We start from the raw sequence: 21,379 nt of genomic DNA on the forward strand, positions 1-21,379 counted from the left end.
TGGTTCGGTGCCGACATCTGCCGGCCCTGCCCGGATCAGGCCTAGCGAATCCCGCTGTCAACAACCAGCGTGATGTGAACGGGCCTGTCCGAGATGACCACAAGCTCGGTTGCCGTCGAAGCGTAACCGCCAACGTTGGTCGCTCTGATCACATAACGACCGTCCGGCAGAGCCAGATGGAAGGCACCGGTGCTATCGGTTTGTGTTGAGCCCCGGACGGCATCCCCGTCCAAGGCCACAACCGCGGCCCCTGATACGGGGCGCGGTGGACACTCCTGACCAACACGTTCGACGGGACAGACCGGGGCGGTCAGGACCACCCCGGCAACATCCCCGGAATGCCCCGTGACCGGACCGTTTGGACTGGTGCACCCGCACAACCACAGGACGGCGGCCAATAAAACCGAGACGGAACACTTCACCTCACTCACCAACCGCCTCGCGTAGGCGTATGTCCCTTTCGGGCATCGTCGGGCATGGCCATTTCGGCCCGCAGGCCTAGGAGTCGGATCGGACGGCCCGCTTCGATTCCTGCTGCGAGGTCCAAGGCCCGCGCGAGGATTTCCTCCCGGTCGAATGTCTCGGGAATCTTCCTCGCGTGGTTCTTGGTCACGAACGGCGCGTACCGAACCTTCAGAGTCAGCCCAACCACGGGCCGTCCTTCAGCCACAACATCCTCAAGGACACGAGCTGTCAGCTCCCTCACGGCGTCGTCCACCTGGGCGGGCTCGGTCAGGTCCCGCTGGAAGGTGGTCTCCCGGCTATGCCCGCGGGCAACCCACGGCGTATCGTCCACAGCGCTGGCGCCATCCCCGCGTCCGAGCTCCGCGTACCAAGGACCCATCCTGGGGCCAAACTCCGGAACCAGGTTCTGGGGCTCGGACGCGGCGAGCTCGGCCACTGTATTGATGCCGAGCTTGGCCAGCCGGCCCGACACTTTGGTTCCGACACCCCACAGGTCCTTGGTGGGCCGACTGCCCATAACGTCGAGCCAGTTCCCGGCAGTCAGACGGAAAACGCCGGCCGGCTTGCCGAAACCGGTGGCGACCTTGGCCCGGACCAACGTGTCGCCGATGCCCACGCTGCAATGCAGCTGCGTTCGCTCCAGGACAGCGGTCTGCACCTGCCGGGCGTAGGCTTCCGGATTCTCTGTCTCAGTGCCCATAAAGGCTTCATCCCAACCCAGCACCTGCACGGTGGCGCCGGGCTGCGCGCGCAGCGTAGCCATCACCGTTTCAGACGCCGCGAGGTAAGCCTCCTGATCGACGGGCAGGATCACAGCGTCGGGCACTTTCCGGGCCGCAATGCGTAAGGGCATTCCGGAACCCACACCGAACGCCCTGGCTTCGTAGGATGCGGTCGATACCACCGCTCGTTCCGTGGGGTCCCCCCGACCGCCGACAATGATCGGCTTCCCCGCAAGCTCCGGCCGCCGGAGTACTTCGACCGCCGCGATGAACTGGTCGAGATCGACATGCAGCACCCACCGGATTCCGCTCACGCCACCAGTCTGCCCTAAACATCCCTGGCAAGCATCGGCCTCCACCGGGCGTGGCCTCTGATCCCAATGATGATCGGCTAAAAGGCCTGACCCGTGGCCCGGATCGCCACTTCTGAGACGTCGACGCCGGCGGGCTGGGACAAAGCCCAAAGAAACGCCCCCGCCACGGATTCAGGGGCGATGGCGGCGTCGGGCGCTACCTTCCACAGCGGCGTGTCCACGCGGCCCGGGGCAATGTGCAGTACCCGGACCCCGGTGCCCACGAGCTGCTGGCGGAGCGATTCCGCGTAACCCGTGACAGCCCACTTGGTGGCGGTGTACAGATTGCCCGGATACACCCTGCGGCCGGCCGTGCTGCCCATCAGCACGAAGTGGCCGCGGTTGGTGGTGAGCTCCGGGAGCGCAGCCTTCGCCAGGACTGCCGGGCCGTAGACATTAGTGAGCACCATGTCCCGCCAGCGCTCCGGGTCGCCGTCCGCCAGGTCGCCGGGAGCCGAGAACCCGGCGTTGGCGACTGCAACATCGATCCCACCCATTGCCGCGGCAGCGGCAGCCACGGCGTCGCGCGTCTGTCCCCAGTCCCCCGCGTCGGCAACAACCCCATGGACGTTGCCCAGACCCGAACAGGAGTCAAGGAACGCGGCCAGCCGTCCGGCGTCGCGCCCTGTGGTGAACACGGTGTGCCCGGCGCGGAGGGACTCGCGTACCAGGGCGGCACCGATCCCGCTGGTGCCGCCCGTGACGAGGATGCGAAGCATCAGGAAGGGTCCGCGATGCCGATGTAGCGGGTCTCGAGGTACTCCTCGATGCCCTCCGTGCCGCCTTCGCGGCCCAGGCCGGACTGTTTGACGCCGCCGAACGGGGCTGCCGGGTTGGACACGATGCCGGTGTTCAGGCCGAACATCCCCACGTCCACCTTTTCGGAGAGCCGCAGCCCGCGGTTGAGGTCGCGGGTGTAGGCGTAGGCCACCAGGCCGAACTCCGTGTCGTTGGCCAGGGCGATCGCCTCGGCTTCGGTCCGGAAACTCACGATGGGAGCCACCGGACCGAACACCTCCTCCTGCAAGATGCGCGCAGTGGCGGGCACGTTGCTCAGGACCGTGGGCGGGTAGAAGTACCCGCCACCGTCCGACGGCGCTCCCCCGGTGAGTGCCGTGGCTCCCCCGGCGACCGCGTCCCGGACCAGTTCGTCCACCTTCGCCCGGCTCTTGGCATCGATCAGCGGCCCGATGTTGGTGCCTTCCGCCGAGCCGCGGCCCAGCTTCAGGGAGGCCATCCGTTCCGCGAGGCGCCGACTGAACTCGCCGAGCAGCGATTCGTGCACGATGAAGCGGTTGGCGGCGGTGCAGGCCTCGCCCATGTTCCAAAGCTTGGCCAGCATGGCGCCGTCCAGGGCAGCGTCGAGGTCTGCGTCCTCGAACACCAGGAAAGGAGCATTGCCGCCGAGTTCCATGGAGGTCCGCAGCACCTGGTGGGCGGAGTCGGCAATGAGCTGCCGGCCCACGCCGGTGGACCCGGTGAAGGAGAGCTTGCGGAGGCGGCTGTCCCGGATCAGGGGTCCCGTCACCTCGCCCGGACGCGTGGTGGGGATGACGTTCAGGACGCCGGCAGGCAGGCCGGCTTCCCGGAAGACTTCGGTGAGCAGGAGCGCCGTCAGCGGGGTCAGGTTGGCGGGCTTGAGCACCATGGTGCAGCCGGCCGCGATGGCCGGGGCGATCTTGCGGGTGGCCATGGCCAGCGGGAAGTTCCACGGCGTGATGAACAGGCACGGGCCCACGGGGCGCTTGGTGACCAGCAGCCGGGACTTGCCGTCCGGTGCCGTGGAGTAGCGGCCGGAAATGCGGACCGCTTCCTCGGAGAACCAGCGCAGGAACTCAGCGCCGTAGGTCACTTCGCCGCGGGATTCGGCCAGCGGCTTGCCCATTTCCAGGGTCATGGCCAGGGCGAAGTCCTCCACCCGGGCGGTGACCTGTTCGAAGGCGCGGCGGAGGATCCCGCCGCGTTCGCGCGGCGGCGTCGCCGCCCAGGAATCCTGGACCCGGGCGGCGGCGGAAAGCGCACGGTCGCCGTCGGCCGGGGAGGCATCGGCGATCCAAGCCAGAGTGGCACCAGTGGAGGGATCCTCGACGGCGGAGATGCCGCCGTCGGACGCGTCCGTCCACTCGCCGTCGATGAATAGCCCGGACCTCATCGACCATGCGCTTCTTGTGGGCATCCACAGCTGCCCGGTCAACCGGACGCTTTGCCAGTAGTTCCTCCATGGACTTCGCCACTATGCCCCTCCTTTCAGAATCCTCAGATGATCATCGAACAGGTCATCAGCAACCGGAATATTCGTCGTGTACCACTTGCTCCAGTTGCCCGCCTTGTCCCCCGCGACAAGCAAGATCGCCCGCCGCTCCGGATCAAAGGCAAACAGGATTCGCAGTTCCGACCGCCCGCTCGATCCCGGCCGCAGCTCCTTCATGTTCTTATGCCGTGAACGAACCACTGTGTCGACCAATGGACGACCAAGCGACGCTGGCGCGGGTCGTCAAACACCCGGCAGACTGCCTGACTCACTCGGCAGGGCCACCGACTTCGCTCACTCCAACCCAAATGCGCAAACCGGGAATATGGGTCCGTCGGACGCATTTGGAGCCACACTCCTCAGGCGGCGGCCTCAACCGTAACGTAGCTGCGTACGTCCTGTCGTCGTGCGGCTTGATTCTTGTTGGGTTCAAGCGATTAGGGCATGCAGATCGACGGCGAAGAACGCGACGAGCGGCCAGAGAAGTATGGCAGCCAGACCTTCCAAAACATTGCCCGGGATGTTCCAGGCCACGAGGTAGCCGTGAGTTCCAGCAACCAGCAGTCCTATGACCAGATAGATCACCCCGATAAGACCTATTCCGCGTCCGCCCAATCTGCGTCTGCCAAATCCGCGCATCATCGCTTCTCTCCCAATGTGGGGTGGGAGCTAAAGTATATTCCGCGCAGTCGGCTTTGGGTATGGACCGTGGCGACACCTCGCGTCTGGTGGATGAACACGCCGACGAGACCACGCGGCGGACCTTAGTGCGGTGACGAATGTTCGAAGGACCGGGGTCTTAGGATTGGGCGTATGAACGTTGATGAGGTCCAGGGGCGCTCAGGGCGGAAACTGCAATGACCGATGAAAGGGATCGGGACGCTTCAAGGCGCCCGCGGCAGGCCCGGCCGCGTGACGCTCTTGGGCGGCCGCTGCCGTACGGAAGCGCTGGCGTCGAACCGGTCTCGGAGGAGCCGCTGCCGCCGGCGCAGACTTTGGTCTCGGCCCGGAGTCTGGTGGAAGCTGGCCGGCCCTTCGCCGCCCATGAGGTACTCGAGGCCCGCTGGAAAGCCGGACCGGCCGTCGAACGCAACCTTTGGCAAGGACTCGCCCAAATCTGCGTTGGGCTCACCCACGCCGCCCGGGGTAACAGTGTTGGCGCGCACCGGCTTTTCGAGCGCGGTGCGGCCCGACTCGAGGAGTACGGTTCCGGCGACGGGCCGACCTACGGGCTCGACTTGTCCGCCGTTGTGAATTGCGCGCGCGATCGCATGCGCACCGGCCACTGAGCCGGCTCCGGGTCAGTTCGTCTTCGCCGGCTCAGACCGGGCCTGTTTGAGCGTGGGTTCCCGTGGGAAAATAGGCGTGTTGCACACCACCGCATTTGCTCGCGCTCGCACTGAGGATCGGAAAATGAAGAAAGAGCTGAAGGACGCCGCGGACGCGGTGGAGGACGCATCGAACTCCAGGGCTCTCGTGATCGCCGCCAGGGCAGGTTTTGCCGTCAGCGGCGTGTTGCACGTTCTGACCGGGTCCGTCGCTATCCAGTTGGCCTCCGGCAAGGCTGGAGAGGCGGACCAGGGCGGGGCCGTCGCCCAGCTCGCCGGCCAGCCCGGCGGACTGCTGCTGCTGTGGACCGGATTCGCTGCCTGTGTGGCGCTGGCGCTCTGGCAAACCGGTAACGCCGTGTTCGCCTACGGTCAGCTGGAAGCCAAGAAGAAGGTGGGGAAGAAACTTTCCGCCTCAGGCAAGGCGGTAGTGTTCGCCGTCATCGCGCTGACGTTCGCTGCCTCGGCAAGCGGAAACAGCAAGAACAGCGGACAATCCACCAGCGATTTCACGGTCTCAATCATGAAAGCACCCGGGGGTGCGTTCCTGCTGATCGCCATCGGGGCCGCGGTCGCCGTCGTCGGCATTGTCTTCGTGGTCCTCGGATGCAAGGCATCGTTCAGGAAGGATCTGCGGCTGCCGTCCTCGGGCACTGGCCGGTCCGTTGTGACGGGGCTGGGCGTGGTCGGCTACGTAGCAGAGGGCATCGCACTGTTTCTGGTGGGACTGCTGGTCATCATTGCCACAGTTAAAGCCCACCCTCAGGAGTCCACCGGCTTGGACGGCGGATTGAAGGCCCTGCGCGAGCAGCCGTACGGAGTTTATATGCTGACCGCCGTCGGCGCCGGTCTGATCTGTTATGGCCTTTACCTGATGGTGAAGGCCAAAGTCGCGCGGATGTAAGCCTCCCGCCGACGCGGCCGGCTCCTGCTCCACTGACCTGAGGGAACGGCCGATCCGCCCGGGAGCCGCCAGGAGCGCGTCGACCGGCGAAGGGGCAGCGCAGCGGGAAGGTCAGCAGACCTCACCGGTGCCGATCTGCACGAAGCGGACGTGAGCCCTGCCGATCTTTCGGAAGCCTCTGTTCACACGCGGATCCAGATCAATGCGGCCGCAGACGATTGCAGGACAGAACGACCCGCAGCACGCAGACTCCTGCCGACCGTGCTCAGGTCCTCCTGCGCCCCATGTAGAAGCCGACGGCAGCGAGGATCAACAGCACCACGCCAACCCAGATCAGGAACGTTCAAGCTCATCGAGCCGGCGGTCGAGATCTTCGGGAACGCGCAGATTCACGTCCACACCCACGGTACCAAAGCGGTACCAAGGCTCCCCCAAACACCTCCCGACGCACAACGGAAACGAATGACGTCATGGAGGCGTTCACGTTGCGTCGGCTCGTGAACTTGGTGCTTGAGTCACGTCATGTCGCTTGGACCCGCGAACGCCATGGAGAAGGATCAAGCCAAGACCTCGTCCGTAAGGAAGGAGCGCGGCCACAGCAACGGCCCCAACAAAAAGGCCCCGAAGGGGCCCATAAGTGAACAGCTTGTGCACACTCAGAGGCCCACAAGCCCCTGAACAGGGAATACACGTGCCCGAGGTGGGACTCGAACGGGACCCCAGCCCTTGCAAACACTGGGAACTCCCGAAAACATAGGCAATCCGAGCCAATCCGGCCGATGTACGGCCCGATCCGAAGCCCCGGGTGTGCACAATGTGCACACCCCCAATTCTCCTCGTCAAGGCCTCACGCCAACTGCCGCACCCCGCATCGAAGGGGTGCGGCGCTTCTTTGTCCTGAGAAAATTGATCCTGCCGGAGGGGTCCCTGAAAGGCGACAATTGGTCATGCCCGCGCTCGTTGCGGGATGCCTGTGCAGGCCGCGCCGCGCTCTTGGTCTGTTGTGTCTTCACAGCGATTTCACCTCCCTTCAGCCCTTCCATGGTCCGATCGGCCGACAGCCACATGACCCGGGCCGCGTCCTTCAGGACCCTCTTCGCCTACTCGCCAGAGCCATGCTCCAATCCGGGAATGCCACAGCTGCGGCATTAGTGCGTCCTGAAGTTGGTAGGTGTCTGCCGGACGCCGAGCCGATAGTGGGTCCGTTACCCGGGTCAACTGCTCCGTCCAATATCAGCTTCACCACTTTGTCGGAACCCAACAAAATCTCGCCTCTAACTGGGACCTAGCGTTTGTTCGGAGGAATATCCCCAGCTAAGCACCCCCAAAAGGACAATCGATGACGATGCAGCCACACCTCCAGGCCAAAACCGGCACCATCCTCGAGACCGCCCGGACACAGGTCCTGGAGCAGGGAATCGGACTCTCCGAAAGCCAGTTGGTGGAAATCCTCAGGTTGCCGGATCGGGATCTGCCCGCCGCCCTGCAGCTGGCCCACGAGGTCCGGCTGCGGCACTGCGGTGAGGACGTCGAGGTGGAGGGCATCATTTCCATCAAGACGGGCGGTTGCCCAGAGGACTGCCATTTCTGCAGCCAGTCCGGCCTGTTCGACTCCCCCGTCCGCGGCGTGTGGCTGGACATCCCCGAGCTGGTCAAGGCCGCGAAGGAAACCGCCGCAACGGGAGCCACCGAATTCTGCATCGTCGCCGCCGTCCGCGGCCCTGACATCAAGCTCATGAACCAGATCAAGTTCGCCATAGACCGCATCAACGAAGCAGTGGACATCAACATCGCCTGCTCATTGGGCATGCTGACCCAGCGCCAGGTGGACCAGCTCGCCAGCTGGGGCGTCCACCGCTACAACCACAACCTCGAAACCGCCCGCAGCTACTTCCCCGAGGTCGTCACCACGCACAGCTACGAGGAGCGCCTGGACACCTGCAACATGGTTAAAGACGCCGGCATGGAACTGTGCTGCGGCGCCCTGATCGGCATGGGCGAGAGCCTGGAACAGCGCGCGGAACTCGCAGCCCAGCTTGCGGCTCTGGAACCGCACGAAGTCCCGCTGAACTTCCTCAACCCCCGCCCCGGAACCCCGCTGGAAAACCAGGGCATCATGGACGGCAAGGACGCCCTCCGCGCCATCGCCGCGTTCCGGCTGGCGATGCCCCGCACCGTGCTCCGCTACGCCGGCGGACGGGAGCTGACCCTCGGCGACCTCGGCACCCGCCAAGGCCTCATGGGCGGCATCAACGCCGTCATCGTCGGCAACTACTTGACCACCCTGGGCCGCCCGGCAGACGCCGACCTGAACCTGCTCGTCGAGCTGAACATGCCCATCAAGGAACTCCAGAAGACACTATGAAGCGGGTTTCGACGGGCTCAACCACTGACTCCACCGCTACGTTCTGTGGGCACTGCGGCGTACCGTCCGACGGTGGCGACAGCCCGGCGTCGGACGTTCACCGCCGCTGCGGCGAACATCTCGCGATGGAACCGCCGCGGTACTGCGCCGCCTGCCGGCGCCGCATGAAAGTCCAGGTGACGCCACTGGGCTGGACCGCCGAATGCTCCCGCCACGGAGTGCTTGCACCATGAGTGGCGAGACACAGCCGGGTCTGATCCAGCGGGACCGCGCCCGGCTGTGGCATCCTTACGCGCCGGCGTCCCCGGACCTTCCGCTGTGGGAGGTCGAGGCGGCCGACGGCGTGCGGCTGAAGCTCCGAGGCGAAGACGGCGCACGCCATGAGGTGGTGGATGCGATGTCCTCGTGGTGGTCGGTAATCCACGGCTACCGCAACCCGGTGCTGGACGCCGCCGCGCGCCGGCAGCTGGAGAGATTCAGCCACGTGATGTTCGGCGGACTCACACACGCCCCCGCCGTGGAACTTGCCGAGCGGCTGGTGGACATGGCCCCGTCCGCGCCCGGAAGGCCCGGTTTGAAGCGGGCGTTCCTCGCGGATTCGGGTTCGGTCGCCGTGGAGGTTGCGCTGAAGCTGGCGGTGCAGTTCCAGACCGCGTCCGGCTACCCGCAGAGGCAACGGTTCCTGGGCATCCGTGGCGGATACCACGGCGATACGTTCGCGGCGATGGGGGTCTGCGATCCCGTGGACGGCATGCATTCCGCCTTCCCGGGCCTGCTGGCCGGCAACGTGTTTGCGCCGCGTCCCCCGGCGGCTGCTTCCGCGACTCCGGAAACCGTGCGGGCGTGGGCATCCGAGCTCGGGGACATCGCGGCTGTGCATTCCGGGGAGCTGGCCGCGATCATCGTCGAACCGGTCCTCCAGGGTGCCGGTGGCATGCACGCCTACCCGGCCGAATGTCTGACGGCACTGCGGCAGGTGGCGGACCGGCACGGTCTGCTCCTCATCTTCGATGAGATCGCCACCGGTTTTGGGCGCACCGGAGAGCTGTTCGCGGCCGATCATGCCGGCGTCGTACCGGACATCATGTGCGTGGGCAAGGCGCTGACCGGCGGGTACCTGACCCTCGCCGCCATGCTCTGCACGGGGGAGATTGCGTCGGCTGTGTCCCGTGGCCAGGCCGGGGCGCTGCTGCACGGCCCTACCTTCATGGGCAACCCGCTGGCCTGTGCGGTGGCCAACGCCAGCCTCGGCATCATCGACGGCGGCGGCTGGCGGGCCGACGTTGCCCGGATCGGCGCGGGCCTGGTGTCCGGGCTCGCCCCCGCCCTGGCACTCGAGGCCGTCCGGGATGTCCGCACCATCGGCGCCGTCGGAGTCATCGAACTGCACGACGCCGTCGACGTCACCGCTGTCACCGCCGCGGCCATCCGGCAAGGGGTCTGGGTCCGGCCGTTCCGGAACCTCGTCTACACCATGCCCCCATACATCAGCACCGCAGGGGACGTTGAACAGATCACCGCCGGCATGACGGCCGCCGTCGCCGAGGTCCACGAGCGCGTCCCGGCACGGTCCGGAGGTGCGGCATGAGCACCTCGATGACCCAGTGGCTCGAGCGGCAGGCCGCAGTCCGGGAGCGCCGGGAACTGGTCCGCCGCCCACTCCCCCGCGCCGCGGACGAGCAGTTCATCGATCTGGCCAGCAACGACTATCTGGGCCTCGCGGCAGACCCTCGGGTTACCGAGGCCGCTGCGGCGGCCGCGTCGCTGTGGGGCACGGGCGCCACGTCCTCGCGCCTGGTGGCCGGAACCACCCGGCTGCATCTGGACCTGGAGCAGGAACTGGCCATGCTGGCGGGGATGGAAACGGCGCTGGTGTTCTCCTCCGGCTACCTGGCAAACATCGGTGTGATCACGGCGCTCGGCGGCCCCGGGACCCTGATCGTCGCGGACGAACACTGTCACGCCTCCATGATCGACGGTTTCCGACTCAGCCGCTCCCGCACGGAATCGTTCACCCACAACAGCGTGGAGGACGCCGGGCGGCTGCTCGCCGACCGGTCGGAGCCGCGCGCGCTGATCGCCGTCGAATCCCTCTACAGCGTCCTCGGCGACGAAGCCCCGCTCGCTGACCTGCTGGCCCTGGCCGAGGACCACGACGCCGTGCTGTTCATCGATGAGGCCCACAGCCTCGGGGTCACCGGCACCGGCAACTTCCAGGGCTCCGGCTCGGTGGCCGGGACAGCCCTCGCCGGGCATCCGAACGTGATCGTGACCGCGACACTGTCCAAGGCCCTGGGCAGCCAGGGCGGAGCGGTCCTGGGATCCGCCCTGCTGCGGGAACACCTCGTCAACCGGGCCCGAAGCTTCATCTTCGACACCGGGCTCGCGCCTGCCTCCGCCGCCGCCGCCCTCGCAGCGGTGCGGATCATCCAGAACGAGCCATGGCGGGCCGGATCCGTCCTAAGCAACGCTGCCGCGCTGAGCGCAGGGCTCGCCCCAGCCCTTGCATCCCGCGGCGCCGCCGTCGAGCAGACAGCGGGGGCCGTCCAGTCCATCGCCATGCCGTCCGCCGCATCTGCCTTGGCTGCTGCCGAGGCGGCGCGGACTGCCGGCGTCCGGATCGGCTGCTTCCGACCGCCGTCCGTTCCGGACGGGATTTCGCGGCTGCGGCTCACCGCGCGCGCCACCCTTACACCCGGGGAAATCGACAACAGCTGCGCAGTGCTTCGCGGCATTTTGGAGGAACTTCCATGAACCTGCCCGGCATCATCCTGGTCACCGGAACGGACACCGGCGTCGGAAAGACCATCACGACGGCGGCCCTCGCCGCCGTCCTCCACGGAGCGGGGCGCAGCGTCGCGGTGTACAAACCGTGCCAGTCAGGAGCCGCCGACGGCGATTCCGACGCCGCCGAAATTGTCCGGCTCGCCGGCGCCGTGACAGCCGAAACCGGAGTCGTCCTGCAGCAGCCGCTGGCGCCCGTCGCCGCAGCCGCCCTCGACGGAACGCCGCTCCCCCGGGTGGCCAAGCACTCCGAGGAAATCCGCGTGCTCGCGGCGTCCCACGACCACGTCCTGGTGGAGGGGTCAGGTGGCCTGCTGGTGGAGCTTGATTCCGACGGCGGCACGCTGGCGGATCTCGGATCGCTCCTGGCGGCGGCATTTGTGCTGGTCGCCCGGCCGGCGCTCGGGACCTTGAACCACACTGCACTGACCCTCGAAGCGCTGGGAGCGCGGGACCTGAAGGTTATTGGCGTCGTGTTGGGAAGCTGGCCACGCAACCCTGATGTCTTACACGACAGCAACCGGCAGGTCCTCGGATCGCTGCGGGTGCCCTTCCTCGGCGCCCTTCCGGAGCACGCGGCGGAACTGTCGCCGGCGGATTTCCGTGCCGGAGCAGCTGCCTGGCTGAACGGCCTGCCCGCATGAACCCGGCGATGACGGCCGCGGGATCCGCGGAGGCGCGGGTGGGTGGAGGTCCGGGACAGACTGAGACCCCAGGACAGGCCGGCGGCGCCAGCTGCCCGTACCTCGTGGTGCGAGACCCGGACGTGGTCCGTGAAGTGCTGCACCGGCCTGCCGACTTCAGCCCCGCGAATGCCTTGGTGGCCGTGACGCCCCTGGCAGGACCGGCCCTGCGGGTGCTGCAGCGCGTGCGCTTTGCGCTGCCTCCCGTCCTGGCCAGCAACCACACGGACACACACGCCGGGATCCGCAAGATCGTGGCAGGCTTCTTCACCCCCGCCACGGTCGCCGCCATGGAGCCACGGATCCGGGAACTGGCCCAGGAAGCGGCACGGAACGCCGCGGACCAGCTCGAATATTCCGGCCAAGTGGACCTCGTTCAGGCGGTCGCGGCGTTTCCCCCGGCAGTCGTCATGCTCGAACTCCTCGGGCTGCCCGTTCGGGATCTTGCGGACCTCAAACGGTGGGGCCTTGAGTCCATGGAGCTGTTCTGGGGCTGGCCCGACGAGGACCGGCAACTCGAACTGGCCCACAGCGCCGCAGATTTCTATGTCTGGCTGCGCAAGCTCGTCGCGGAATCCAGGGCGGCCCCCGGACGGAACCTGCTCAAATCCCTGGCCGAGCACGGCCTGTCCACGCCTGAAATCTGCTCGCTCGGCTACTTCCTGCTGATAGCAGGCCAGGAAACAACCACACAGCTCATCAGCACCACCCTGTTCCGGCTCCTGGAGGGGTCCGCGCCGGCGGGCTGGAAGGACGCGGCATCCGAAGCAGGCTCCGGGACCATGGTCCGGCACGTGCTTGCCACGGAATCATCCGTCCCAACCTGGCGCCGGGTGGCCGCCCATGACACAACCCTCGGTGGTGGCCTGATCCCGGCCGGCACCGAAATCCTCCTCGAACTGAGCGGCAACACCGTCACGTCACCGGGCGGACCCGAGCGTCTGTCAATGACTTCGGAGGCGCTTCGGCGCGGGCAATCCACCGGCTACGGCCTTGTTTTTGGCTCCGGCATCCACCGCTGCCTCGGCGCCAAGCTCGCCGAACTGGAGGCCGCCATAGTTGTCCAGGAGACCACCACTGCCCTGCCGGAAGTACATCTGCAGGAGTACCAGCCCGACTGGATCAGACTCCTGTCTTTCCAAGCACCCCGGACTGTCACCGTGGCGAACAGTCCATAGACGAAGCCGAGAAGAAGTCAGCCGCCATCTGCGAGTACTGCGGCAGGTGACTGTGCACATCATTCGTAAATGGATGCGACTCTTCAAGGTGGCTCTCTGACAATCCCTGCCGTGACATGCACCCGCGCCGGACTGTCGCGGCTGTCCGAAGACGAGCTCCTTGACCTGCAGGCCCGCATCGAGCAGGAGCGGCCCCGGCCCGCTGGCCTCGGCGAAGCTGGGTCCGGCTGGCTCAAGGCCCACCGCGACGTCCCCGGCGGCCTGGCCGGACTGCTCGCCCAGCTCGCCACCGACTCCACGTTCCGCCTCCCTATGGTCTCGTGGGCCGGGGCGCGGCCCGCCCCGACCTGGCTCTACGACTACCGCTACCCAGCCCGAGGCATGGGCCTGGCTCTGCACTGCGCCGAGCTCCCGTTCGTCTGGGCCTACCTCGACGCCGAACGTGTCGAAGGTTCGACCGGCCCGAATCCCCCATAGATCCTCGCGGATGCAATGCACTCTGCCTGGGTGCGTTTCATCGCGACTCACGAGGCGCCATGGCGCCGGTGGGACGCGTCTGCTCGGGTGGCCATGGTGTTCGACGGCGGCAGTGGCGCCAGGCCGGCCTTCGACCTCGAGCAGCACGTAGCGAGAAGCCTCGGAACCCGCTAGCCTGGGGCGCCCCGAGGACATCGCCTCAGCCGTCCTCTGGCTCCGCTCCGAACCCGGCGCCTTCACTGTCGGCCGCGCCATGGTCGTGGACGGCGGCCAGACCACCGGCCTCTGAACGTCGCCAAGCCAATTCCACACCACCCACCCACCCACCCACAGTGAGAGCCAATGACTGAAGAACACACCACCCTCGCCCCCTCCGACGACCAGGAGCTCCTGCTCCGGATCATCGAACAGCTCGATCTGGCAGACAAGGTCCGCTTGCTCACGGGGGAAACGGCGTTCACCCTCCCGGGCAATGACACGATCGGCCTCGCCCCGCTCGCGTTCTCGGACGGGCCCACAGGCGTGCGCGGGCTCAAGTTCATCGGCGGGGACGCCGTCGCCCTCTTCCCGAACGCGACGCTCATCTCCGGCGCCTGGGACGACTCCGTCGCCGAGGAAGTCGGCCACATGCTCTCCGAAGAAGCACATCGGCAGGGCATCCACGTGGTCCTCGGCCCGACCATCAACCTCCACCGCAGCCCCCTGAGCGGGCGGCTCTTCGAGGCCTACTCCGAGGACCCCTACCTGACCGGCCGCACCGCGTCCGCCTACGTTCGCGGCATGCAGGGCAACGGCACCGCCGCGTGCCTCAAGCACCTCGTGGCCAACGAATCCGAGACCCTACGCAACTTCATGGACTCCCGCGTGTCCGAGACCGCTCTGCGCGAGGTGTATCTCCTGCCCTTCGAGGTGGCCGTCGAGGACGCCGGGGCGTGGTCGATGATGGCCGCCTACAACGACATCAACGGCGTCACCGCCACGGAGCAGGACCACGTCCAGAACCAGATTATCAAGGGCGAATGGGGCTGGGACGGGCTCATCATAAGCGACTGGTTCGCCACCAAGCGCACGGTCGAATCCGCGAACGGCGGCCTCGACCTCGTCATGCCCGGCCCGCAGGGCCCGTGGGGCGAGCGCCTGGTCTCCGCCGTCCAGCGCGGAGACGTGGCCGAGTCAACCGTCGACGAGCACCTCGCGCGCCTCCTGCTCCTGGCCGAGCGCACAGGTGCGCTCCGCCAGAGGGTGGACCACGCCAGCGCTCGTACAAGCCCGTTCAAGGCCGGCATGCCAGCACCAGACTCCGAGCTCCGCAAGGAACAGCTGTGCGGCATCGCGACCCGCGGCATGGTCCTGGTCCAGAACCACGGCGGCGCGCTGCCCCTCACGGGCGAAGGCCCCATCGCGCTCATCGGCCGCCACGCCATCGCCACCCAAGGCATGGGCGGCGGCTCCGCCCAGGTCACCCCGCCCTATGTGTCCTCTGTCGCGGACGCACTGACCGCACGGTACGGGCATCCGGTGACAGTGGTAGACGGCGTGCAGGTGCGCAACCGCCCGATCACGGCGGACCCCGGCTTCGTGACCGACCCGGTCCTGTACGGCTCGGAGGCGTTGGGGCAGGAACGTGGACCATCTCCACCGACACCGGGATCCTCGGACAGCGGGAGCTGACCGTCTCGGGCGTCGACCCGGCCGAGGCGATGCTCCGTCCCCCGTCGTACACCGACACCTTCGACGTGCCCGCCGATGCCCTCGTCACAGTGCGCCTTGACTTCGCCGGAGTCGACTGGGCCTCCATCCTCGCGGGCAACCCTGCGCTGAACCTCTCCAAGGAAAGCCATCTGCTCACAACGGGATCCTTCGGCAGCGTCGCTCTGGTCGCAGAACAGGACGCCCAGACCGACGACGAGGCCCTGACCACAGCAGAGGAGGAAGACGAGACCGAAGCCGTCGACAAGACCACCCTGAAGCTTCCGGGACGCCAGGACGAACTCGTGCACAGAGTCGCCGCCGCCGCGGAGCACACCATCGTCGTCGTCAATGCCGCGACGCCGGTCCTCATGCCTTGGCTCGCCGACGTCGACGCCGTCCTCATCGCGGGCCTGCCCGGCCAAGAGGCCGGAGAAGCAGTCGCCGCGGTGCTCACCGGCGAGGCCGAGCCGACCGGGCGGCTTGTCACGAGCTACCCCATCTCGGACGACGCGAGCCCGGCATGGAACGTTACCCCGGACCGGAACCTCGCCGTGCACTATAGCGAAGGCACCGCCATCGGATACCGCGGCTACCGGCAGGGGCTCGCACCAGCACCCCTGTTCTGGTTCGGGCACGGGCTCGGGTACGGGTCATGGGAGTACGGTGCCGTGCGGCCCGTCCACGGCGCCGCCCCAACGCTCGAGGTCGAGATCACCAACACCTCGGCACGCCCCTCGCGGGAGACCGTGCAGGTGTACTTCAACCCCGCCGACGAGAGCCAGCCGGTACGCCTCGCGGGGTATTCGGGTATCGACGTCCCCGCAGGCGAAACGGCCACGGTGACGGTCACCTGCGACCCACGCCTCTTCAGGCGCTGGGACGAGAACGCCAACGCCTGGTCCCCGCTCACAGGCGGCGAGCTCCTCGTCGCCCGCGGCCTCGGCGACATCCGCGCACGACTCCGAATGAACTGACTAGAGGGGATGGTCCGGGCCCGCGCGGACCATCCCCACACCGGCCCAACTCCGGAATCCGCATCATCGGCCATGACAAACCGTTGTCGGCTGACATCTGGTTTGCATTTGGTGTGCCGGGACAGGTCCGCCAATCGATGGGCGCCACCGGGGTGTGTTGGGATTGTCAGTCTGGTCTTGTCGAATCATGAGCCGTAGATTCGGAAGTCTTGGTCGTGGCGGCTTGACCCATGTTGGGATACACCCTTGGTGTCTTTGCGTTGATCTGTCAGCCCCGCGGCCCGGCACGCAACAAGCATTGGCGCCGGACCGGGCGTGACCTGATACGAGCCTGGAGCCAGCGTTTGACAGCGTCCCCATGACAGTCGTGTCCCGAGCGGATGCGTGCACCGCCAGGGAGTAGGCGGCGCCCAGGCCGAATTCATGCGCATCCCCCTTGCCGACGGCACCCTGGTGGCCACCCCGGAAATGCCCGACGCCGATAAGGTTCCCTCGCTGCTGGCGGCCTCCGATGTCCTGGGAACCGGATGGTTCGCCGCCAAAGCCGCCGAAGTCGGGCCGGGCAAGACCGTCGCCGTGGTGGGCGACGGCGCCGTCGGGCTTCTGGGCGTCCTCGCGGCCAAGCAGATGGGAGCCGAGCGCATCATCGCCATGTCCCGCCACACTGACCGGCAAGCGCTGGCCCGCGAGTTCGGCGCAACGGACATCGTTGAGGAACGCGGCGATGAGGGCGTGGCGAAGATCAAGGAACTCACCGGTGGCCTCGGTGCCCACTCCGTCCTTGAGGCCGTAGGCACCCAGGAATCGATGATGCAGGCCATCCGTTCCATCCGCGCCGGCGGGCACGTCGGTTTCGTTGGGGTCGCCCACGACGTCGAACTGCCGGGCCTGGAAATGTTCTTCTCTCACGTCCACCTGCACGGCGGACCCGCCCCGGTCCGGGACTACCTTCCCGAACTGATCGACCTCATCCTCCGTGGGGACATCAACCCGGGGAAGGTCTTCGACCTTGAGTTGCCGCTCGACGAGGCGGCCGAGGGCTACAAAGCCATGGACGAGCGCCGCGCCATCAAGGTACTCCTGCGCCCGTGACAGCATCTCAATCTGCGATTGGGGCCCCGTCGGCAAGTGCCGTCCCGGCCACGCTGGTAGCAACGGTCATATTCCTGACGTGTGGTCGGTGCGCCAGCCGGACGACGCCTACTACGCCCGGCTGATTCAGGACCACTGTTCGGCACACCCCGGCCGCTTCAATGCGTACATCCGGGTGGGGCGCTTCACCCGTGCGCACATCGCGAATCGGCTGACGCAGGAGCAGCTGGACGGCGCCATGTATGTCGTCGTCGGCCCCAACACCGCCGTCCTCGCCATGCAGCAAACCCTCCGGGGCCTCGGCGTCTCGCGCGCACGGATCCACCAGGAACGCCTCACCATGTAGCCGTCACCACAGCCAGGCCGTCCCCGGAACATCTCAGAGAAAGCAGCAGACCGCCATGACCGCCATGACCAGACGCACCCTCCTCCTTTCGACAGCCCTGCTCGGCACGGGCATCCTGACAGCGTGCACCGCGGCTCCGTCCCGCGAGAACCCGCCGGCACCTGGCACCACGCAAACGGCCGGCGGTGGCGCCGCCGCGAGCGGGGGCCGGTACGGGGTCGGAAGCTACAACACGCAGGAAGTCGCAGACGAGCTGCGCTACATCGAGGAGAACATCCGCCCGCTCACCACAGGAGAAGGAGAACGGAAGAGGATCCTGATCACCGGATCCACCGCGGGCCTCGGCCAACTCGCCGCGGCGCATCTTCTCGCCCGTGGCCACCGGGTCGTCGCGCACGCGCGCAACGAGCAGCGTGCTGGGGACGTGCGGAGCGATCTTCCCGACCTCGAGGCCGTCGTCGTCGGCGAATTGAGGGACCTCGATGAAACGCGGGCCCTCGCCGGCCAGATCAACAAGCTGGGGGCGTTCGACGTCATCATCAACAACGCCGGGGAGTACGGCCTCTCCGGTGAAGAGATGCTGAACGCGAATTCGCTCTCACCTTACTTGCTGACGGCACTCGTCAACGCTCCTGCCCAGCTGATCTACCTCACCTCGGATCTGCACCTTGGCGGCGACCTCAAACCGGATGCGTTGCGATCCGGTGGCCGTGACTTCAGCTACGACGACACCAAGACCCAGATCCTCACGCTCGCCATGGCCGTGGCCCAGCGGCGGACCACGGTGCGGGTCAACGCGGTGGCCCCGGGATGGGTGCCGACCGTCATGGGGTTCCACAACGGCCCTTACGCGCCCGACAACCTCCGCGCAGGCTACATGACCCAGGTGTGGCTCGCAGAAGGCATCGAGCCCGCAAGCCGGGTCACGGGAGAATTCTTCTTCCACCGGGCGCCGGAAACCCGCATGCACGCCGATGTCCGCAACACCGCTGCGCAGGACCGTCTGCTCGAGGCGTACGCGCAGCGCACCGGGGCGACGCTCAGCTGAGCGGACCTGGTTACTGGGAATGGTCGCCTTCCCAGTACCAACCACATGGACTAGCTCTCGCCGGGCACGTGGAGCTCTACGATCCCGTAGGCCTGATCCGTTGGACAAGCTGACAGGCTTCTTCCGGAGGAACCTCGTCGACGTCCAGAACGCAGTGCTCGCCGTCAAACAGGCGGCAACGACCATATCCAAACGCCTGATGAAGAACCAGCGCAGCTCATGAACCCCCAGGTCCGGGTGGTCAGAGCCCGCCCACCGCCACGTACCTCACCTCGAGGTATTCCTGGATGCCGTAAGAATCCCCTCGTGAGCCACGCCGCTTTCCCCGATACAGGGCAATTGCGCAACAGCCTGTTGCGCAATTGACCCTCCCACCAAGCGCCGGCAAATGTCGTCATGTACCGGATGTTCCGGGCGGACAAGACTTTCATATCCGGGAATTCCCGCCGGAGGTCCTCGGACAGACGCTTATGTCGACCCCGAACCGAGGATCCACGTACATCACCCACTCCCTTCCATCCGCCGCCGACCTCTCTCAGTTCATCGGTCATTCGACGGCGCAGGACATGACCGGCCGACTAAATGCAGGGGCTTTGCCAACAACGATGCTCCTGTCACCGTTTGGTGACATAATGGAGGCAGCAAGGGAGGATGCCATCACATTTGAAACCAGTATCGACTCGCCCGCGGCAGTCGGCGCCATCATCCGTGCCCGGCGCCAGGACCGCGGGTTGTCACAACAGGCCCTCGCCGCGAGCACCGGCGTCTCAAGGAAATTCCTCATAGATCTCGAATCAGGCCACGAGCGCGCCGAGCTCGGCAAAACCCTGGCCATCCTGGCAGCCCTTGGCCTGTCGCTGACCGCCACCGAATCGATCCCGCGCGGCAGAGAATACGACCCGGCAAGGCGAGACTACGCCCAAACCTTTACCCAACTGATCGACTCACGCGACTATGAGTTCGCCATCAAGATGCTCGCCGACTACGCCACCGCATCCCTCAAAGCCGGAAGACCGCTACTCCAGCGCAGCCCCCGGCTCAAAGAGCCACACTGGTCCGCAGCTCTGGCAGGCATCACCAACTACACCGCGCACCGGCTCGGCCAGCCCGCTCCGGCCTGGACCAGACGCATCAAACCCCTCGACGAAGCATGGATGCCCGCAGAGTCCTACCGGAGCGTGCGAGAACCCATGAAGCAACTGACCATGTCCGAAACGCCAGAGGAACTCGCCTCCATGAACGTCTTCATCCGCGAACGCAGCCTGGCTACCGCATGAGCGGCGGAGAACTCACCGCCGCACAAATCCGCGCTCTGCTCCAGGAGCTCGGACGACGCCTGCAGGCCCGCGGCATCCACGGCGACGTCAAACTCGTGGGCGGTGCCGCGCTCATCCTGCAAGGAATCGGCAACCGCCCCACCGCCGACATCGACGCCAGCTACGCCGACAAAGCCGTCGTCAACACCGTCGTCACAGAAATGGCTGCAGACTATGACCTCGCACCGGACTGGCTCAACTCCAACGCAGCGGCCTTCGTCCCCGACAATGCCACCTGGGTCGAACTCGAACAACTCGACGGGCTCACCATCCAGGCGGCAGACACCGAAACGCTCCTGGCCATGAAAATTGCGGCCGAACGAGACAAAGACACGCTCGACATCGCCCGGCTCCTGCGCAAGCTCAAGATCACCAACGCCAACGACGCCGTCGACCTCGCCTACGACAAATACGGGCACCACTCCATCCCCCTGGCCGCAGGCCGGGACAACTACCTCATAGTCGTCGACGACGCTCTCGACGCATCGACCGCCCTCGAACCTGACGCCTGATCCGACACCTTTCGGAGCAGTGGGCGTCAAAGGCGAGCCAACCCACTCGGGGCGTCCGAAGGCCTCGCGAGCTCCCGTGTGCAACAGTTCCGTGACCGTCGATAAAGCGCTGGCGACGGGTGAACACCTTGCCCGCCACCGGAGCGAATGCGCATCTAACCGCTCATGGCATTTGGCGCCGGCGAAATCTGCCACCCTCTGCCAAAACATGTCAGGAAGACAGCCTGTTTCGTGTCGCCACGAAGGCAGCCCGCTATGAAGAGTCATGAACTCAGAACAGTCGACAAGGCCATCCAGAAACGCTCCCCCGCCTTCAGCCAGGTCATGCAGTTCCGGACACTTCCACCCATGAACAAGTAACGAGCGACACCACTACTCAAAATCGGAGGAGGGAGCCACCCGGCCACAGCACCGGCCAACAAAAAGGGCCCCGAAGGGGCCCGCATGAGAACAATTTGTGCACACTCAGAGGCTCACAAGCCCCTGAACAGGGGAAACACTGTGCCCGAGGTGGGACTCGAACCGGACTCCAGCCCATGCAAACACTGAGAACTCCTGGAAACATGCGCAATTCGGCCCGATCCGACCGATGTACGGCCCAGACCGAGCAGCAAAGTGTGGACACTGTCCACACCCCCAATTCTCCGGATCAAAAGCCTTACGCCAACTACCGCACCCCGCATCGAGGGGGTGCGGTTCTTCTTTGTCCTGACAAAGACATTCCGGCCGGAGGGGTCCACGCGTGACGGCAAACGGGTCATGCCCGAGCTCGCTGCGGATTCCTGTGTAGGCCGCGCGCCACTCTTGGTCTCTGGTGTCTTCACAGCAATTCCACCTCCCTTCAGCCATTCCATGGTCCGATCGGCCGACAGCCGAATGACCGGAGTGA

At 66.3% G+C, this 21,379-nt stretch carries 21 protein-coding genes and 2 pseudogenes; 17 read left to right on the forward strand and 6 right to left on the reverse strand.

Features of this window, described 5'->3' with window-relative positions; translation table 11 throughout:
• Window positions 1–41: 41 nt before the first annotated feature.
• The 6 genes and pseudogenes from ACVWY0_RS19500 to ACVWY0_RS19525 form a co-directional block, all read right to left on the reverse strand.
• Window positions 42–431 (reverse strand): carboxypeptidase-like regulatory domain-containing protein, encoded by a 390-nt coding sequence (locus ACVWY0_RS19500; RefSeq protein ID WP_485838146.1) that lies wholly within the window; start codon window positions 429–431, stop codon window positions 42–44.
• A complete protein-coding gene (locus tag ACVWY0_RS19505) occupies window positions 428–1,501 on the reverse strand; it encodes a DNA polymerase IV (protein ID WP_485838147.1) in 1,074 nt (357 codons plus the stop codon). Before ACVWY0_RS19505 ends, ACVWY0_RS19500 begins: the two co-directional genes overlap by 4 nt.
• Window positions 1,502–1,578: 77 nt before the next feature.
• Window positions 1,579–2,259: an SDR family oxidoreductase gene (locus ACVWY0_RS19510; RefSeq protein WP_485838148.1), complete on the reverse strand. Its 681-nt coding sequence runs from the start codon at window positions 2,257–2,259 to the stop codon at window positions 1,579–1,581.
• The gene (locus ACVWY0_RS19515) at window positions 2,259–3,716 is read right to left on the reverse strand and encodes an NAD-dependent succinate-semialdehyde dehydrogenase (RefSeq protein ID WP_485838149.1); all 1,458 of its coding nucleotides are present in this window, start codon (window positions 3,714–3,716) and stop codon (window positions 2,259–2,261) included. Before ACVWY0_RS19515 ends, ACVWY0_RS19510 begins: the two co-directional genes overlap by 1 nt.
• Before the next feature lie 57 nt (window positions 3,717–3,773).
• Window positions 3,774–4,007, reverse strand: a pseudogene (locus ACVWY0_RS19520) (type II toxin-antitoxin system RelE/ParE family toxin); the annotation flags it as partial.
• A gap of 213 nt (window positions 4,008–4,220) precedes the next feature.
• Window positions 4,221–4,376 carry a hypothetical protein gene (locus tag ACVWY0_RS19525; protein WP_185263375.1) on the reverse strand — a complete coding sequence of 52 codons (156 nt, stop codon included), beginning with the start codon at window positions 4,374–4,376 and terminating at the stop codon, window positions 4,221–4,223.
• A 272-nt stretch (window positions 4,377–4,648) separates the two neighbouring features.
• Between ACVWY0_RS19525 and ACVWY0_RS19530 the strand changes: the two genes are divergently transcribed.
• From ACVWY0_RS19530 to ACVWY0_RS19610, 17 genes and pseudogenes are all read left to right on the forward strand, one after another.
• The gene (locus ACVWY0_RS19530) at window positions 4,649–5,080 is read left to right on the forward strand and encodes a DUF309 domain-containing protein (protein ID WP_485838150.1); all 432 of its coding nucleotides are present in this window, start codon (window positions 4,649–4,651) and stop codon (window positions 5,078–5,080) included.
• A gap of 124 nt (window positions 5,081–5,204) precedes the next feature.
• Window positions 5,205–6,023, forward strand: a complete 819-nt coding sequence (locus ACVWY0_RS19535) for a DUF1206 domain-containing protein (protein ID WP_485838151.1) — start codon at window positions 5,205–5,207, stop codon at window positions 6,021–6,023.
• 1,339 nt (window positions 6,024–7,362) lie between these two features.
• On the forward strand, window positions 7,363–8,388 hold the full coding sequence (gene bioB / locus ACVWY0_RS19540; protein WP_485838152.1) for a biotin synthase BioB: 1,026 nt from the start codon (window positions 7,363–7,365) through the stop codon (window positions 8,386–8,388).
• Window positions 8,385–8,621 carry a biotin synthase auxiliary protein BsaP gene (gene bsaP, locus ACVWY0_RS19545; RefSeq protein ID WP_485838153.1) on the forward strand — a complete coding sequence of 79 codons (237 nt, stop codon included), beginning with the start codon at window positions 8,385–8,387 and terminating at the stop codon, window positions 8,619–8,621. The genes bioB and bsaP overlap by 4 nt, the downstream gene beginning before the upstream one ends.
• Window positions 8,618–9,976: an adenosylmethionine--8-amino-7-oxononanoate transaminase gene (locus ACVWY0_RS19550; RefSeq protein WP_485838154.1), complete on the forward strand. Its 1,359-nt coding sequence runs from the start codon at window positions 8,618–8,620 to the stop codon at window positions 9,974–9,976. Before bsaP ends, ACVWY0_RS19550 begins: the two co-directional genes overlap by 4 nt.
• A gap of 8 nt (window positions 9,977–9,984) precedes the next feature.
• Entirely contained in the window at window positions 9,985–11,142 is a 1,158-nt protein-coding gene (locus ACVWY0_RS19555; RefSeq protein ID WP_485838168.1) for an 8-amino-7-oxononanoate synthase, read from the forward strand.
• Window positions 11,139–11,816: a dethiobiotin synthase gene (bioD, locus tag ACVWY0_RS19560; protein WP_485838155.1), complete on the forward strand. Its 678-nt coding sequence runs from the start codon at window positions 11,139–11,141 to the stop codon at window positions 11,814–11,816. The genes ACVWY0_RS19555 and bioD overlap by 4 nt, the downstream gene beginning before the upstream one ends.
• Window positions 11,813–13,033, forward strand: coding sequence for a cytochrome P450 (locus ACVWY0_RS19565; RefSeq protein WP_485838156.1), 1,221 nt, complete (start codon window positions 11,813–11,815; stop codon window positions 13,031–13,033). Before bioD ends, ACVWY0_RS19565 begins: the two co-directional genes overlap by 4 nt.
• A 111-nt stretch (window positions 13,034–13,144) precedes the next feature.
• Entirely contained in the window at window positions 13,145–13,510 is a 366-nt protein-coding gene (locus tag ACVWY0_RS19570; RefSeq protein ID WP_485838157.1) for a hypothetical protein, read from the forward strand.
• Between the two features lie 342 nt (window positions 13,511–13,852).
• Window positions 13,853–15,181: a glycoside hydrolase family 3 protein gene (locus tag ACVWY0_RS19575; protein WP_485838158.1), complete on the forward strand. Its 1,329-nt coding sequence runs from the start codon at window positions 13,853–13,855 to the stop codon at window positions 15,179–15,181.
• Window positions 15,182–15,210: 29 nt separating this feature from the next.
• Entirely contained in the window at window positions 15,211–16,176 is a 966-nt protein-coding gene (locus ACVWY0_RS19580; protein ID WP_485838159.1) for a glycoside hydrolase family 3 C-terminal domain-containing protein, read from the forward strand.
• A 375-nt stretch (window positions 16,177–16,551) separates the two neighbouring features.
• Window positions 16,552–17,268 (forward strand): annotated as a pseudogene (locus ACVWY0_RS19585) (zinc-binding dehydrogenase); the annotation flags it as partial.
• A 79-nt stretch (window positions 17,269–17,347) separates the two neighbouring features.
• Complete coding sequence (locus ACVWY0_RS19590) at window positions 17,348–17,614, forward strand: hypothetical protein (protein WP_485838160.1); 267 nt, start codon at window positions 17,348–17,350, stop codon at window positions 17,612–17,614.
• A gap of 55 nt (window positions 17,615–17,669) precedes the next feature.
• The gene (locus ACVWY0_RS19595) at window positions 17,670–18,662 is read left to right on the forward strand and encodes an SDR family NAD(P)-dependent oxidoreductase (RefSeq protein WP_485838161.1); all 993 of its coding nucleotides are present in this window, start codon (window positions 17,670–17,672) and stop codon (window positions 18,660–18,662) included.
• Window positions 18,663–18,762: 100 nt separating this feature from the next.
• A complete protein-coding gene (locus ACVWY0_RS19600) occupies window positions 18,763–18,885 on the forward strand; it encodes a hypothetical protein (RefSeq protein ID WP_485838162.1) in 123 nt (40 codons plus the stop codon).
• Between the two features lie 409 nt (window positions 18,886–19,294).
• Window positions 19,295–19,939 carry a helix-turn-helix domain-containing protein gene (locus ACVWY0_RS19605; protein ID WP_485838163.1) on the forward strand — a complete coding sequence of 215 codons (645 nt, stop codon included), beginning with the start codon at window positions 19,295–19,297 and terminating at the stop codon, window positions 19,937–19,939.
• On the forward strand, window positions 19,936–20,490 hold the full coding sequence (locus tag ACVWY0_RS19610) for a DUF6036 family nucleotidyltransferase (protein WP_485838164.1): 555 nt from the start codon (window positions 19,936–19,938) through the stop codon (window positions 20,488–20,490). Before ACVWY0_RS19605 ends, ACVWY0_RS19610 begins: the two co-directional genes overlap by 4 nt.
• Window positions 20,491–21,379 lie beyond the last annotated feature (889 nt).

This window comes from Arthrobacter sp. UYNi723 (assembly GCF_054057635.1).

Coding starts and splice junctions, on each gene's coding strand:
- ACVWY0_RS19575 (WP_485838158.1), top strand. CDS start 13,853: ATGACTGAAGAACACACCACCCTCGCCCCCTCCGACGACCAGGAGCTC.
- ACVWY0_RS19555 (WP_485838168.1), top strand. CDS start 9,985: ATGACCCAGTGGCTCGAGCGGCAGGCCGCAGTCCGGGAGCGCCGGGAA.
- ACVWY0_RS19510 (WP_485838148.1), bottom strand. CDS start 2,259: ATGCTTCGCATCCTCGTCACGGGCGGCACCAGCGGGATCGGTGCCGCC.
- ACVWY0_RS19605 (WP_485838163.1), top strand. CDS start 19,295: ATGGAGGCAGCAAGGGAGGATGCCATCACATTTGAAACCAGTATCGAC.
- ACVWY0_RS19530 (WP_485838150.1), top strand. CDS start 4,649: ATGACCGATGAAAGGGATCGGGACGCTTCAAGGCGCCCGCGGCAGGCC.
- bioD (WP_485838155.1), top strand. CDS start 11,139: ATGAACCTGCCCGGCATCATCCTGGTCACCGGAACGGACACCGGCGTC.
- ACVWY0_RS19535 (WP_485838151.1), top strand. CDS start 5,205: ATGAAGAAAGAGCTGAAGGACGCCGCGGACGCGGTGGAGGACGCATCG.
- bioB (WP_485838152.1), top strand. CDS start 7,363: ATGACGATGCAGCCACACCTCCAGGCCAAAACCGGCACCATCCTCGAG.
- ACVWY0_RS19515 (WP_485838149.1), bottom strand. CDS start 3,716: ATGCCCACAAGAAGCGCATGGTCGATGAGGTCCGGGCTATTCATCGAC.
- ACVWY0_RS19550 (WP_485838154.1), top strand. CDS start 8,618: ATGAGTGGCGAGACACAGCCGGGTCTGATCCAGCGGGACCGCGCCCGG.
- bsaP (WP_485838153.1), top strand. CDS start 8,385: ATGAAGCGGGTTTCGACGGGCTCAACCACTGACTCCACCGCTACGTTC.
- ACVWY0_RS19565 (WP_485838156.1), top strand. CDS start 11,813: ATGAACCCGGCGATGACGGCCGCGGGATCCGCGGAGGCGCGGGTGGGT.
- ACVWY0_RS19580 (WP_485838159.1), top strand. CDS start 15,211: ATGCTCCGTCCCCCGTCGTACACCGACACCTTCGACGTGCCCGCCGAT.
- ACVWY0_RS19595 (WP_485838161.1), top strand. CDS start 17,670: ATGACCGCCATGACCAGACGCACCCTCCTCCTTTCGACAGCCCTGCTC.
- ACVWY0_RS19610 (WP_485838164.1), top strand. CDS start 19,936: ATGAGCGGCGGAGAACTCACCGCCGCACAAATCCGCGCTCTGCTCCAG.